Below are 14461 nucleotides of genomic sequence, written 5' to 3'. Positions count from 1 at the left end.
AAGTTAGTGAAACGGTTATTAAAAAGAAAAACATGATTCCAGCATGAAACAACCAAAAGCATTTCTTTTTGACCTTGATGGAGTCCTTCTTGATACAGAACCATTAAATAAACTTGCTTGGACTGAAACTTCTAGATCATTTGGAGCTGAACCTTCCAATATTCAATTAAAATCCTTATTAGGTCGAAGGAAAATCGAATGTGCTAATGATTTAATAAAATGGTCAGATAAAAAAATAACCGTTGATGAAGTACTTATTGTATATAATTCAATTCATAAAAAAATACTTAAAGATGTAAAGGCAATTCCTTGGGCCGAAGAACTTGTAAATTTTTGTGTTGGAAGTAAAATACCTATAGCTCTTGTAACAAGTAGCACAAGATCTTCTGCAACTTTTAAAAGTATTAATCACAAGTGGTTAGAACTTATTAAAATTAGAATCTATGGGGATGATCCTTCTTTAAAAAAAGGTAAACCTAATCCTGATCCCTATCTTTTAGCAGCAAATAAACTTGGAATAAATGCTAAATCTTGTTGGGCTTTAGAAGATTCTTTAGCAGGTGCACAATCAGCTTTAGATGCTAAATGTAAAGTATGGATTCTTAAAAATATAGAAATATTAGATTTTCTCGAAAATAAATCTGATTCAAACCCAATTTATGTTAATAATCTACTTGAAATAATAAAAGAATTAGAGAATTAGAAAAAACAATTTGTCTAAATCTAATACAATCTAGACAAAACATATTCAGGTAAATCAAGCAATGCTTTTTTATAATCTGATTCTGGAACCCACTCGATAGATTTATAGGCATTACTTGCATAAGTTTCAGCTAAAGATCTAGAGAGAGTAATTGCATTTGACTCTCTTACAAGATGCAATGCCTTCTCAAGATCTCCTTCTAAAGAGAATCTTCTTTGAATAAATTCAGAAAGAGTTGGATTTTCTTGGAGTGCATAAAGGGCAGGTGCGGTAAGGTAACCACTGCCTAAATCACTTGCAGAAGGTTTACCTAATTGCTTCTCACTAGCTGTGAAATCAAGTATGTCATCAACAACTTGAAAAGCAAGTCCAAGTTGCTTTCCAAAATCATATAAAGATTTTAATTTTTCCTCAGAGACTCCACTTAATACCCCTACAGCTTGGGCACTGTTTGCAATCAATGAAGCGGTTTTACAATAACTTTTTTCTAAATAGTCATCAAAAGTTTGCTTAGGATCATAACGATATAAACCTTGTTTTACTTCACCATCAGCTAAATCCATGATAACTCTACTTAAAAGTTTAACTACATCTAAATTATTTAAATTAGCAAGATGCCAACTGGCTTGAGCAAAAAGGAAATCTCCTGCTAATACTGCTACTCGGTAATTAAATCGACTATGAACTGTTTCAACTCCTCTTCGAGTAGAAGCTTCATCTACAACATCATCATGAACCAGAGAAGCTGTATGAATCATTTCAGTAATCTCAGCTAATCTTCTATGCCTAGGAGACAGTTCACCATCATTAGTTAAAGCCCTAGAAAGTAAGAGAACTATTCCAGGTCTTATACGTTTACCCCCTGCACTAAATAAATGTTCTGCTGCTGCTTGAAGAATTGGATGACCAGCACCAATTAACTCGCGAAGATCTATAAGGAGCGACTCAAGATCTAGCTCTACGGGCTGAAGCAAGTTGGTTACTGCGGCCATAAATTCTCTGGTTATTGGCCAAAAAGATCTTTCTTATAAAGATATTAGAAGACACACGACTTAGATTGAAGAGAAATAACTTGAATTTCAGGTGTAATTCCCATCCAATATTTCACTTTTGATGCGAATCCAGAGGGGTCTGAAGTGACATAAAACCTTGTGCTAGCAATGCTTTGATGCTTATGATTAGGATCATTAGCAGATCTTAATAAATCATCCAATTTCCTAGATAAGTAAAGTGATGGGTCTATTAAACGAATATTTTCAGGAAGTAATTCTTCAAAAATTGAATTAAGAAGTGGATAATGACTACAACCAAGAACAATTGATTGAACATTAGCTTCTAAAAGAGGTCTAAGATGTTTCCTTACAGTCTCTTCAAGAGATTTTTTGTTTGAAAGGCATCCCTCTATCATCGGAACAAATTCTGGACAGCCTTGTTCAATTACAAAAGCATTTGGATTAAAAGACAAAATATTTTTTGTATATGCCTTTGAGGCAGCAGTTAAAGGAGTAGACAATACTCCAATTCTTGATTCAAAGATAAATTCAGAAGAAGACTCAATAAGCTCAAAAACTGGAAGGTTTGAAAAGTTTTTAATTATATCAATAGCTAGAGAATTAGTAGTATTACATGCAACTACAACAGCGTGAATATTTTGCTGAGTTAACCATTCAATAACCTCTCTTGCAATCATTCTTATATCACTAGTTTTCTTTGAACCATAAGGAACTCTTCCTGTATCAGCCAAATACAATGTACTAACATCTGAATGACGATCTTGAATACTCTTAAGAACAGTGAAGCCTCCAACTCCACTATCAAATAATCCTATTCGAAAGTTCAATAGCCCCCCTTCAGATAGTTAAGTATTCCCTTTGAAATTGCATAAGCAAGTTTTCTTCTATGATTTTTTTGAGAAAGCCTTCTTGCATCAATTCTCCCAGTTAAAAAACCAACCTCAACAAGAGCAGCAGGCATATTTGTTTGCTTAATTACAAAAAAACGACTTTGTCTAACACCCCTATCTGGACTACCTGAAGAAACATTAAGAACTTCTCTTTGAATTTTCTTGGCTAGCTGCTTTCCCCTATAACCAGCAAAAAAATAAGTTTCTATGCCATTAACATCTCTCCGATAACCTCGTGTTGCATTTGCATGAATACTAATAAAGGCATTTGCCCTAATCCTATTAGCTATTAACACTCTTTCCGTCAATTCAAGGTCAATATTCTTATTTCTAGTGAGCACAACCTCTACTCCTTTTTCTTTTAAAAGCCTAGAAACATCTTTTGAAATTTCTAAAACAATATCATTTTCTCTAATACCATTTATTCCAATAGCTCCAGGGTCACTACCTCCATGACCAGGATCAATAACAACTCTATAAACATTTCTTTGAACACTTGGCAAAGATGAGGAACTTAAAGAATAATTAAACGAAGTATTTCTTGAACTTAAATTAGATCTATCTATAGAAGATTTAACTAGAACCCCTTCTCCTATATCGGATAGACCATTAACATTTAAGTCATGAAAATTTAATTCCCATAGATTAGGTGAAGTTCCTAAAAGTACTAATTTAGATGGATTAAGAGCTACATAAGGTTCAAATTCAACTACTAATCTAGTGTTACCTTTATAAGGCTTTCCAAGTCTTATCTCCTTAATAGGTCCATTACCCTTAATTTTCCTAGGTTGAATTAATTCTCCTGGAAAATCTATCCATACCCTATCTCCTGTATTGGCGTAACCAGATTGAAAAAAGGCATCTAAAGGAACTCCTTCTTTTGTACGTAATTTAAGAACACCATTTGTAGTAATTCTCCAAGCTGCTAATACACTGGCCGCAAACGAAGGAATAGGAAAAGAAAAAGAAAATAATGAGCTACAAAAAACAACAATCAATAATGATTTTGCCTTAATAAAGCTCATAAGTTTTAAAAAAGATCCTTTTTTCTATGCTTTAAACAAGGCATCTGACTCCTAATACTTTTAACTCTGGCTGTATCTACGGGAGCAATAGAAGCTCCAGGTTCAACTCCAGCATCAGCAAGAACAGTTCCCCAAGGATCAATAATCATTGCATGTCCATGACTTTGGCGACGACGATAATGCTCACCTGTTTGTGCAGGAGCTACTACATAAGCAGTATTTTCTATTGCTCTTGATTGAAGAAGTACTTGCCAATGATCTTTTCCTGTAAATGCAGTGAATGCTGCTGGAATCATTAATAACTCAGCTCCTTCATCAACTAAGTATCGAAACAATTCAGGAAATCTGACGTCATAGCAAATTGACAAACCTACTTTGCATAAACCTGGGATATCAATAACAGAAGGCAATTCTTTACCTGAAACAATAGTTTCTGATTCTTGATATTTATTCCCATCAGGCAAATCAACATCAAAAAGATGAATCTTGTCATAACGTCCAAGAAGCTGTCCATCACAACCAACAAGTTCTGCACGATTCAATGTGCGTTGACCATCTCCTGCAGGGACAGGGAATCCTCCTCCTAATAAAACCACTTGATATCTGCGAGCCATGGTTATAAGAAACTGACTGCACTTTTCAGCAAGTGTTGAAGAAATTTCTAATCTGTGTTGATCTTCTCCTATAAATGCAAAATTCTCAGGGAGGCCAACCAGATCAGCACCTCTTCGTGAGGCTAATTCTATTTGCTCTTCAGCAGCAGAAAAATTCCCCTCTATATTTGAGGTGCTTGTCAATTGAACTGCAGCCGCTAAAAAATCAGACAAAACCTTAAGCCAAATTTAAAAGTTGAGTATTCAAATGCAACATAGGACTCCTGGCTCTCTCTGTGTTGGCACAACATTTACTTTATCTATTTCTGAACAACAAAGGAAATCATCATCATGATTTCCAAGTCTCTGAAGTCTTTGACCATGGGTTGATTGTCTTAAACATCCTTCTAAATCATTTTCCCAATAGGACCATAAGGCTAATGCTGAACTTAATTCATCATTAATTACTTGAACTGTGCACATCCCTGATTCCAAGATATAAGAAGCCAATGCTCCAGCGGCAAGAGAATCTTCTAAAGAATAAGCACCTTCCCAACCACTACCCAGCAATAGGACATTATCTGGTCTATCTAAAAGCAATTTTTCTGCTACAAACTTTCGATTAATCAATGCCATTGTATAAAGAGCCTTTGAATCTCTTACTTTTTCTAAAGAACGTGTTCCATTTGTTGTACTCATAAATAGTCTTTTTTCTTTTACAATTTCAGGCTTTACTGCTACAGGAGAGTTACCCAAATCAAATCCTTCTATTTTCACTCCTCCTCTTTCTCCTAAAAGAATCCTTTTAGAATCTGGGCAGAATGATGATTTTCTTCTCAATTCTGATATATCTGCAAAAGTTTCCACAGATTCAGCGCCATTATTTAATGCACATGCAATTGTAGTTGTGGCTCTAAGAACATCAATAACAACAGCAACTTCAGTGTTTTTTTCAAAAGGAACATCTGCAGCAACATGAAAATAAGAAAGTTCCATGGTTTAATCTGTGACAACCTGAGTAAGCGTAACTAAATCATTTAACTAGTTGCGAGTAACATAATGATTTTCTTTCAAAGAGGTCCTTCAACAAACGACATGAGAGATTTCCTAAATCTCTTAGAGAAAAAAGGGCAATTAAAAAAAATATCAAAGCCTGTAAGCCCTGACCTTGAGCTCGCCGCAATAAGCGATCGTGTACTAGGAATGGGTGGCCCTGCTCTATTATTTGAAAACGTTATTGGATCAAAAATTCCTATTGCAATAAATCTTCTAGGAACAACCGATAGAATTGCTTGGAGTATGGGCCTTCAATCCATAGATGAACTTGAAAAACTTGGGGAAAAGTTATCATCTTTACAACAGCCTGAACCACCTAAAACTTTAAAAAAAACATTTGAATTTGGAGGTATTCTCTGGGATTTATTGAAAGCAAGGCCTGATCTAGATCTTATTCCTCCTTGCCAACAAAAAGTATTACTAAATGATGAGGTAAACCTCGATTCTCTACCATTAATTAGACCATGGCCAGGTGATGCTAGTGGAGTAATTACATTTGGACTAGTTATCACAAAGGATCCTGAAACAAAAACCCCTAATGTTGGGGTTTATAGGCTACAACGTCAATCTACACGAAGCATGACAGTCCATTGGTTGAGTGTGAGAGGTGGAGCACGTCATCTTAGGAAGGCTGCAGAAAGGGGAGAAAAACTTGAGATAGCTGTTGCCATAGGAGTTCACCCTCTTATTTTAATGGCCGCAGCTACACCTATTCCTGTTGCGCTCAGTGAATGGCTTTTCGCAGGACTATATGCTGGCGAAGGAGTTAGATTATGTAATTGCAAAACAATAGATCTACAAGTCCCAAGTCATAGCGAAATTGTTCTTGAAGGCACAATAACTCCTGGAGAGGAGAAGGAAGACGGCCCATTTGGAGATCATATGGGTTTTTATGGAAATAGCGAAAATTCCCCCTTAATCAATTTTCATTGCATAACTCATAGAGAAAATCCTATATTCTTAACAACCTTTAGTGGTAGGCCACCTAAAGAAGAAGCAATGATGGCTATTGCATTAAATAGAATATATACGCCTATTCTACGTAGACAAATAACTGAGATCGTCGACTTCTTCCTTCCTATGGATGCATTAAGCTATAAGATAGCCATCATATCCATAGACAAATCATTCCCTGGCCAAGCAAAAAGAGCAGCAATGGCCTTCTGGAGTGCATTGCCTCAATTTACATATACTAAATTTGTAGTTGTAGTAGACTCAATTATTAAAGTCAGAGATCCTCGACAAGTCATTTGGGCAATATCAAGTTTAGTAGACCCACAAAGAGATCTTTTAATAATGGAAAACACACCGTTCGACAGTCTCGATTTTGCTAGTGAGAAAATAGGATTAGGTGGAAGACTTGCAATAGATGCTACAACAAAGATAGGTCCAGAAAAAAATCATGACTGGGGTGAACCACTTTCACACTCAGAAGAACTTAAACAAAAAGTTGATTCTAGATGGGATGAGTTGGGTCTTTCAGATATCGACTCAAAAGAACCAGACCCATCTTTATTTGGATATGTAATAAATGAAATTAATAGATTAAATCAAATAACAAATTCCTAAAAGCAATGATTGCTAGAGCAACTTTTATCGGTTTAGAGAATAAAATTTAAATTAACTGTAAAATATAGCCCTTGAAGATAACAGACTGCGAAGCTTCATTACGTGAAATCAAAAGTGGTGGAAGTTTAGTGGGAACTGTTACTGTCCCAGGAGACAAGTCGATATCACACCGATCTCTTCTTTTTGGCGCAATCGCTGAGGGGGAAACTACTATAAAAGGTTTATTGCCTGCAGATGATCCTAAGAACACTGCGAATTGCTTAAAGGATATGGGTGTAAAGATCAGTCCAATTAATTCTACTGAGATTGTAAAAGTAGAGGGTGTTGGATTAGATGGATTTCAAGAGCCTGAAAAAGTTCTTGATTGTGGTAATTCAGGAACAACAATGAGATTACTACTTGGCTTACTTGTTGGAAGAAAAAACAGACATTTTATTTTAACTGGTGATAAATCATTAAGTAAAAGACCAATGAGAAGAGCAGGGCAGCCCTTAAAATTAATGGGTGCAAAGATTGATGGTAGATCAAATGGAGAATTTGCTCCATTATCCGTAAAAGGTGAACAACTTCATGGAGCAATAATTGGAACACCTGTAGCCAGTGCACAAATTAAGTCAGCGATACTACTCGCGGCTTTAACAGCTGAAGGTTCAACAACAGTAATTGAACCTGCAAATTCTAGGGATCATACGGAAAGAATGCTCAAGGCTTTTGGCGCAAATATAGAAATCAGTGGAGAAATGGGCAGGCATATAACTATAAAGCCTGGCTCCAATTTAAAAGGAACACATATTGAAGTGCCAGGTGATATTAGTTCTGCCGCATTTTGGTTAGTAGCAGGGTCAATAGTTCCTGGCTCCGACATAACCATAAAGAATGTAGGTCTTAATCCAACAAGGACTGGGATCCTTGAAATACTCCATCAAATGGGAGCAAATATTAGTTATTTAAATACAAAAGAAATAGCAGGTGAACCAGTTGGAGATATAAAAGTTGTTCATTCTCCCCAGCTTAAGCCATTTAAATTAGACGGCGAAATAATCCCTAAATTGGTAGATGAAGTACCGATACTTACGGTAGCTGCATGTTTCTGCAATGGAGTTAGTGAAATCACTGGGGCAAGTGAATTACGTATTAAAGAAACAGATAGGTTAGAAGTTATGACAAGACAGCTAAGAAATATGGGAGCAAAGATTGAAGAGCATGAAGATGGGTTAACAGTATATGGTGGGAATAAACTATTAGGAACTGAAGTTGATAGTGAAACTGATCACAGAGTAGCTATGAGTTTGGCAATTGCAGCACTTTTAGCTGATGGGAATTCCACATTATCTCGTAGTAATGCGGCCTCAGTTTCTTATCCTGAATTCTGGAATGAGCTTTCAAAACTTCAGTCATAATAAAAACTTGAAGAATACTGATCATAGATTCACAGAATTCATACCATTCACTACAAAGGATGGGACTTTAACCCTTAAAAGCAAACAATTCAAAGAATCATTTCATAGCTCTACAGGTGCACTTAAAGAGGCTAAAGAAAAATTTATACAGCCCTCTGAACTAGATAGATTTGAACATAAAAAACACCTGACAGTATTAGATGTATGTGTAGGCATGGGATATAACACAGCTTGCCTGCTTGATGAACTGCAAAAAAAAAAAACATATATCTTGACTGGTGGGGATTAGAGATAGACCGAAGGCCTCTAGAAATTGCAATTGAAGCTGAAGAATTTAAATCAATATTCACTAAAGAAGTTAAAGACGCACTTCATTCATTAACAATTATGAGCGAATGGAATATCAAAACAAGTAAAGGTAAGTTATTTTGGGGTGATGCGCGACAAAAAGTTGGCAATATCCCAGAACAGACTACTTTTGACCTAATTTTTCTAGACCCCTTCTCTCCCAAACAATGTCCTGAACTATGGAGCGAAGACTTCTTACATAAGCTAATAGGAAAATTAACACATAATGGAAGAATACTTACTTATTCAAGAGCCGCAGCAATCAGAGGTAGTTTAAGAAGAGGTGGTCTAGAGATAAAATCACTTTCTCCTAATAGCTCTACATCAAAAGAATGGAGCCTAGGCACAATAGGTATTAAAGGTTTTACAAAAAATAAGCATTCATTATGGAATTGTCTTAGCAAAATGGAAGAAGAGCATTTATTAACCCGAGCAGGAGTACCATATAGAGATCCAACAGGACAATCAATATCAACTGAAATATTAAAAAGAAGAGAAAATGAACAAAACCAATGTAATTTAAAATCTACAAATTCATGGAGAAAACGATGGATAAAGACAAATATCAGCCCAAAACGTTAGATTTCTAAAATAAGAATTTTTTTTATGCTTGCTATCGCAATATTAGCTGCTGGGAAGGGGACTCGAATGAAGAGCTCCAATCCTAAAGTCCTGCAAGAACTTGCAGGGATCTCACTAATTGAAAGAGTCTTAAATACATGTAAAGAACTTAATCCAGAAAAATTATTGATTATTATTGGGCACGAAGCATATAAAATTAAAGATAAAGTCGGACACTTTGCAAATATTGAATTTGTATATCAACAACCTCAAAATGGAACCGGGCATGCTGTTCAACAATTAATTCCTTCATTACAAGGTTTTGATGGAGACTTACTTGTACTTAACGGAGATGTTCCATTATTAAAAACAAACACCATTAGAAAGCTAATCCTAAGACATAAGCAGACTAACTCTAGTGTATCAATATTAACTGCCAAGCTTCCTAACCCAAAAGGTTATGGAAGGGTATTTACTAATTCAAAGGGTGAAGTAAATAAAATAGTCGAAGATAGTGACTGCACAGAAATAGAGCTAGAAAACAATCTGACAAATGCAGGTATATATTGTTTTAAATGGAATCAACTCAAGAATGTATTATCAAAGCTATCTGATAATAATAAGCAAAATGAAATCTATCTAACAGATACAATTAAAGAATTACCTAAATCAAGTCATATTGAAGTAGAAGATCTAGGAGAAGTTTATGGAATTAATGACAAATATCAGCTATCACAATGCGAAGAATTACTTCAAACACAATTAAAAACTTATTGGATGAAGCAAGGTGTTTATTTTATAAACCCAGCAAGCTCAACAATTAGTGAACACTGCAAGTTTGGAAATAATGTGATAATAGAACCACAAACTCATATAAGAGGCTATACAACAATTGGAAACAATTGTAGGTTAGGTCCTAATAGTTTTATTGAGAATACAAGTATTGGTAATAATGTATCTATTTTTTATTCTGTAGTAAAAGATTCAATTTTAGAACATAATGTAAACATTGGACCATACTCACATATTCGTCCAAAAACTACAATTAAAAGTCATTGTAAGATTGGAAATTTTGTTGAGATAAAAAAAAGTGACCTAGGAGAAAATACAAAAATCAATCACTTAAGTTATATAGGTGATACTGTAACAGGCAAAAAAGTAAATATTGGAGCAGGTACTATAGTCGCTAACTTTGATGGTAAAGATAAACACAAAACAGTAATTGGCAACCTAACTAAAACTGGTGCAAATTCTGTTCTTATTGCTCCAATTTCAGTCGGAAATAATGTAACTATCGCAGGTGGTTCCATACTTACTGACAACGTCCCAGATAATTCATTAGCAATAGCGAGATCAAATCAAATAATTAAAAAAGATTGGAAGTCTAAACCTAAAAACAATCAAAAATAATTCTTAAGCAAAGGAATCAACCGCTCCAACTTAACATTTCTACTAGCTTTCAACAAAAGGCAGTCGCCATCATTCAACCATTTTTTTAAAACAAGAAATGCATCTTCAGGATTAGAAACAACTGTTAAAAACTCTATTGTTCTACCTGAAATAGCCATTGCATCAGCTTCTAAACCTGAAGAACAAATGATCAACCCATCTATTCCAAGAGACGCAGCATATTCAACAATTTGTTGATGATATCTAACACTATTTTTCCCTAATTCAAGCATTGTTCCCAATACAGCAAAATGACGTCCCGGCTTTAATGCTAATAAATCAAGAGAAGCCTTAACAGATTCGGGAGAAGCATTATAGGTCTCATCAAGAACAGTTATAGAAGCAAGAGATAGTATATTATTTCGCCCAGAAGGAGTAGGGATATTTAATCTATGTAAACATTCAAGTGATATTCCAAGTTGGTCAGCTACAGCAATTGCATACATAAAGTTCTTGGCGTTATGAACACCTTCAAATGGCAATTGAAATTTATATCCTCTACATTCTAATAGCCATTTCTTAACAATTAAGATTCCAGTGTAATCAATCTTGCCACTAGTATAGTTATCTCTTATTGATGAAATTGTAGAGTCATTTGAATAATTCACGTCAAGAGATACGCGAATTATTCGTCCTTGCCAATTAAGTAAAAGAGCTTGTTCAAGAATTTTATCACCAGCAGGAATAATAACGACACCATCAGGTTTAAGACAAGCTGTTATTTCGCATTTTGCTAAGGCAATATTTTCACGACTACCTAGATGGGCCAAATGTGCTGTGCCTATATTAGTAATAACTGCAATATCTGGTTTAGAACAGCACGATAATTTCTTTATCTGTCCTAAACCACGCATTCCCATCTCTAAAACAATTGCAGCACTATTTGAATTTGCATTTAGCAAAGTTTGGGGGACTCCAATATCATTGTTATTATTGCCATAAGTAAAAGTAATCTCTCCCAAAGACATTAATGCAAAGCTAATTAATTCTTTAGTAGTAGTTTTTCCAACAGAGCCTGTAATTGCAACTACTGGAATCTCTAAATCTTCGCGATGGAGACACGCTAATTTTTGATACGCTTCAAGTGTGTCTTTAACTCTCCAATGAAGAAATTTTTGCGGAACAGATATAGAACAATCAAAAGAGATAAATGCAGCTTGAGATCCAAGCTCATAAGCATTTACTAAAAATTCATGTCCATCGTAATGCTCACCACATAATGCAATATAAAAATCTCCTTTTTGTAGTTTTCTAGTGTCAGTGCATACTTGACCAACAGGGGTATCAAAATCTACTCCCTCATCATTAAAAGGCTTTCCAAAACAATGAATTAAATCTGTTAAGCGCAGTACCATTAATTACTTATATATTTAAGTTAATGCAATAGTAATAAACAATAGCTAATCATCTATCTGTTCCTTGTTTAATTGATTTCAAAGAAGGGTCTGCATGCTGACCAACAGAAAATTTTTCCACTTCTTGAATATTTGGAGAAGGTTCTTTATAACCACTAACCTCTTTATACATAATTTCATATTCCTTAGCTGATCTATCCCAACTGTAAACTTGAGTCATGGCTCGTTTTTGAAGTTTTCTCCAACTTCTACGATGTCTAAATGCCTCCCAAGATCTAACTAAAGCTGTATAAAAATCAATTGGTTCAAATCGGTCAAAACAAAATCCTGTTCCTAAATTTTTTATTGGGTCATGAGGACTAACTGTATCAACAAGTCCTCCAACATTCCGAACTATTGGGATAGAACCATATCGCATAGCAAGTAGCTGACTAATTCCACAAGGCTCAAATCTACTAGGCATTACAAACGCATCACTTCCTGCATAAATCAATCGTGAGAGAGAATCATCATAAGTAAGAAAAACTGCAAACCGACCTGGGAATTCTATTGCTAGTTGCCATAATGCAGATTCAAAAACCTGATCTCCAGTTCCCAAAACAACTATCTGCGAATCTGTATATGCAAGCAATCTTCTAGAAACCTGAAGAAGTAAATCAACACCTTTCTGGTCAACTAATCTACCGACCATACCCAATAAATATTTATCCGAATTAACTTCCAATCCCATTTGAGATTGAAGAGCAGATTTATTTTTTGCTCGGCCTGAGATATCCTCTGAATCAAAATTTGCAGCTAATGCTTGATCAGTAGCAGGGTCCCATTCCTCTAGATCAATGCCATTAAGAATTCCTCTTAGCTTTCCGGAAATGTAATTCAATAAGCCTTCTAAGCGCTCCCCATATTCTGAGGTTCGTATTTCTTTTGCATACGTAGGAGAAACAGCATTAACTCTATCCGCATAAAGCATTGCAGCTGCCATTGTATGGTCTCCACTCATATACCAAGGGCACCAAGTCATTCGATCTAATTTCCATCGCCAGGGTCCTTGATACTTAAGATTATGAATAGTAAAAACAGTACTAATTTCAGGATCTTGGTGCATCCATACAGGGATCATTCCTGTATGCCAATCATGACAATGTAAAACTTGAGGCTTCCAAAAATTCCATGCAAATTCTGAGGTCGCACTTGCAAAAAATGTGAACCTCCAATCTTCATCATCCCCACCATAAATTCTTTCAGGATCAAAAACAGGATGCCCGACTAAATATATAGGCAATTTGCTTGACGGGTGTTTTGTCTCATAAACGGCAAACTCTGCTCCCATTGTCTGAGCTCTAAAAACAGGTTCTTTAGAAATATCTAGTAAACTCCAAAGCCTACTATAACCTGGAATTATTAGTCGCACATCATGTCCTAAATTGGCTAAAGCAGGGGGCAAAGAACCAACAACATCTCCCATTCCACCGACTTTGATCATCGGTGCGCATTCAGCAGCAGCGAAAAGAACGCGCATCTTTAAAATTAAAAGCTAGATATAAAAGTCTATAGCTTTTCAGATACTAATTGTGATGTTTATGGTAACCAATCAAATTCTGAAAAGTTAGGTTTTCTTTTTTCTAAAAATGCATTCTTCCCTTCTTGTGCCTCGGTGGTCCTATAAAAAAGATGTGTAGCTTGTCCAGCCAACTCTTGTATACCTGCTAATCCATCTGTCTCGGCATTAAAAGAAGCTTTCATACATCTAATTGCTGTAGGACTGTTTTGAAGTATTTCTTTAGCCCACTTAACACCTTCTGTTTCTAATTCTTCTACTGACGTTACTGAATTTATTAGTCCTAATTTTAATGCTTCTTTTGCTCCATATTGCCTACATAGGAACCATATCTCGCGAGCCTTTCGTTGTCCCACAACCCTGGCTAAAAAACCAGCCCCAAACCCACCATCGAAACTACCAACTTTAGGGCCTGTTTGACCAAAAATTGCATTTTCTGCAGCTATACTCAAATCACACAACAGATGTAATACTTGTCCTCCCCCTATTGCATAGCCAGCAACTAGAGCTATAACCACTTTTGGAATAGTTCTTATGATCCTTTGCAAATCAAGAACGTTTAAACGCGCCAATCCATCGTCATCCAAATATCCACCATCTCCTCTGACACTCTGATCTCCTCCTGCACAAAAAGAAAACGCACCATCCTTCGCTGGAGATACACCTGTAAATAAAACAACTCCGATTTTTGGATCATCCCTGACTCTTGTAAAAGCATGGCAAAGTTCAGAGACCGTAAGCGGTCTGAACGAATTTCTTTTCTCAGGTCGATTAATAGCTATACGGGCAATCCCTTCATCTGATCTATCTAGATAGATATCCTTATAATTCCCCCATCTCTTCCAGGAGATAGAAATTTCTCCTGGTAAAACCCTTCTTGGCGAAAAGGAAGATTCCAATTTGTTAATGAATGATTTTCTTATTATTTTAATTAAGTTTTA

The 14461-nt window shown here is 35.7% G+C and carries 14 protein-coding genes; 6 read left to right on the top strand and 8 right to left on the bottom strand.

What is annotated here, in order from left to right; translation table 11 throughout:
• Positions 1–43 precede the first annotated feature (43 nt).
• Positions 44–703, top strand: coding sequence for an HAD family hydrolase (locus O5636_RS01420; protein WP_269622846.1), 660 nt, complete (start codon positions 44–46; stop codon positions 701–703).
• A 20-nt stretch (positions 704–723) separates the two neighbouring features.
• On the opposite strand, the gene sds is transcribed toward O5636_RS01420, so the two are convergent.
• Genes sds through O5636_RS01395 form a run of 5 tightly spaced genes read right to left on the bottom strand, consistent with a single transcriptional unit; the run spans position 724 to position 5220 of the window.
• On the bottom strand, positions 724–1695 hold the full coding sequence (gene sds, locus O5636_RS01415; RefSeq protein WP_269622845.1) for a solanesyl diphosphate synthase: 972 nt from the start codon (positions 1693–1695) through the stop codon (positions 724–726).
• Positions 1696–1739: 44 nt separating this feature from the next.
• Complete coding sequence (murI, locus tag O5636_RS01410; protein WP_269622844.1) at positions 1740–2543, bottom strand: glutamate racemase; 804 nt, start codon at positions 2541–2543, stop codon at positions 1740–1742.
• Positions 2540–3631 (bottom strand): N-acetylmuramoyl-L-alanine amidase, encoded by a 1092-nt coding sequence (locus O5636_RS01405; protein ID WP_269622843.1) that lies wholly within the window; start codon positions 3629–3631, stop codon positions 2540–2542. The genes murI and O5636_RS01405 overlap by 4 nt, the downstream gene beginning before the upstream one ends.
• Before the next feature lie 5 nt (positions 3632–3636).
• The gene (locus tag O5636_RS01400; protein WP_269622842.1) at positions 3637–4458 is read right to left on the bottom strand and encodes a carbon-nitrogen hydrolase family protein; all 822 of its coding nucleotides are present in this window, start codon (positions 4456–4458) and stop codon (positions 3637–3639) included.
• Positions 4459–4488: 30 nt separating this feature from the next.
• Complete coding sequence (locus O5636_RS01395; RefSeq protein WP_269622841.1) at positions 4489–5220, bottom strand: 2-phosphosulfolactate phosphatase family protein; 732 nt, start codon at positions 5218–5220, stop codon at positions 4489–4491.
• A 63-nt stretch (positions 5221–5283) separates the two neighbouring features.
• On the opposite strand from O5636_RS01395, the gene O5636_RS01390 reads away from it, so the two are divergent.
• From O5636_RS01390 to glmU, 5 genes are all read left to right on the top strand, one after another.
• Complete coding sequence (locus O5636_RS01390; RefSeq protein WP_269622840.1) at positions 5284–6849, top strand: UbiD family decarboxylase; 1566 nt, start codon at positions 5284–5286, stop codon at positions 6847–6849.
• A gap of 71 nt (positions 6850–6920) precedes the next feature.
• Entirely contained in the window at positions 6921–8249 is a 1329-nt protein-coding gene (gene aroA, locus O5636_RS01385; protein WP_269622839.1) for a 3-phosphoshikimate 1-carboxyvinyltransferase, read from the top strand.
• Between the two features lie 7 nt (positions 8250–8256).
• Positions 8257–8538: a hypothetical protein gene (locus O5636_RS01380; RefSeq protein ID WP_269622838.1), complete on the top strand. Its 282-nt coding sequence runs from the start codon at positions 8257–8259 to the stop codon at positions 8536–8538.
• A gap of 98 nt (positions 8539–8636) precedes the next feature.
• Entirely contained in the window at positions 8637–9179 is a 543-nt protein-coding gene (locus O5636_RS01375; RefSeq protein ID WP_269622837.1) for an MnmC family methyltransferase, read from the top strand.
• Between the two features lie 24 nt (positions 9180–9203).
• Positions 9204–10568, top strand: coding sequence for a bifunctional UDP-N-acetylglucosamine diphosphorylase/glucosamine-1-phosphate N-acetyltransferase GlmU (glmU, locus tag O5636_RS01370; RefSeq protein ID WP_269622836.1), 1365 nt, complete (start codon positions 9204–9206; stop codon positions 10566–10568).
• Here glmU and O5636_RS01365 read toward each other — a convergent pair.
• Genes O5636_RS01365 through menB form a run of 3 tightly spaced genes read right to left on the bottom strand, consistent with a single transcriptional unit; the run spans position 10559 to position 14419 of the window.
• On the bottom strand, positions 10559–11962 hold the full coding sequence (locus O5636_RS01365) for a UDP-N-acetylmuramoyl-tripeptide--D-alanyl-D-alanine ligase (RefSeq protein WP_269622835.1): 1404 nt from the start codon (positions 11960–11962) through the stop codon (positions 10559–10561). The genes glmU and O5636_RS01365 overlap by 10 nt on opposite strands.
• Positions 11963–12011: 49 nt before the next feature.
• Positions 12012–13481 (bottom strand): glycogen synthase GlgA, encoded by a 1470-nt coding sequence (gene glgA, locus O5636_RS01360; protein ID WP_269622834.1) that lies wholly within the window; start codon positions 13479–13481, stop codon positions 12012–12014.
• A gap of 59 nt (positions 13482–13540) precedes the next feature.
• Positions 13541–14419, bottom strand: coding sequence for a 1,4-dihydroxy-2-naphthoyl-CoA synthase (gene menB, locus O5636_RS01355; RefSeq protein WP_269622833.1), 879 nt, complete (start codon positions 14417–14419; stop codon positions 13541–13543).
• Positions 14420–14461: the final 42 nt, after the last annotated feature.

The organism is Prochlorococcus marinus str. MIT 0918, from assembly GCF_027359415.1.
GTDB lineage: Bacteria > Cyanobacteriota > Cyanobacteriia > PCC-6307 > Cyanobiaceae > Prochlorococcus_E > Prochlorococcus_E marinus_C.
The sequence above is the reverse complement of the archived record's forward strand: the minus strand, read 5'-3'. Positions and strand labels throughout refer to the sequence as shown.

Coding starts and splice junctions, on each gene's coding strand:
- O5636_RS01420 (WP_269622846.1), top strand. CDS start 44: ATGAAACAACCAAAAGCATTTCTTTTTGACCTTGATGGAGTCCTTCTT.
- sds (WP_269622845.1), bottom strand. CDS start 1,695: ATGGCCGCAGTAACCAACTTGCTTCAGCCCGTAGAGCTAGATCTTGAG.
- O5636_RS01405 (WP_269622843.1), bottom strand. CDS start 3,631: ATGAGCTTTATTAAGGCAAAATCATTATTGATTGTTGTTTTTTGTAGC.
- O5636_RS01395 (WP_269622841.1), bottom strand. CDS start 5,220: ATGGAACTTTCTTATTTTCATGTTGCTGCAGATGTTCCTTTTGAAAAA.
- O5636_RS01390 (WP_269622840.1), top strand. CDS start 5,284: ATGATTTTCTTTCAAAGAGGTCCTTCAACAAACGACATGAGAGATTTC.
- O5636_RS01375 (WP_269622837.1), top strand. CDS start 8,637: ATGAGCGAATGGAATATCAAAACAAGTAAAGGTAAGTTATTTTGGGGT.
- glmU (WP_269622836.1), top strand. CDS start 9,204: ATGCTTGCTATCGCAATATTAGCTGCTGGGAAGGGGACTCGAATGAAG.
- O5636_RS01365 (WP_269622835.1), bottom strand. CDS start 11,962: ATGGTACTGCGCTTAACAGATTTAATTCATTGTTTTGGAAAGCCTTTT.
- glgA (WP_269622834.1), bottom strand. CDS start 13,481: ATGCGCGTTCTTTTCGCTGCTGCTGAATGCGCACCGATGATCAAAGTC.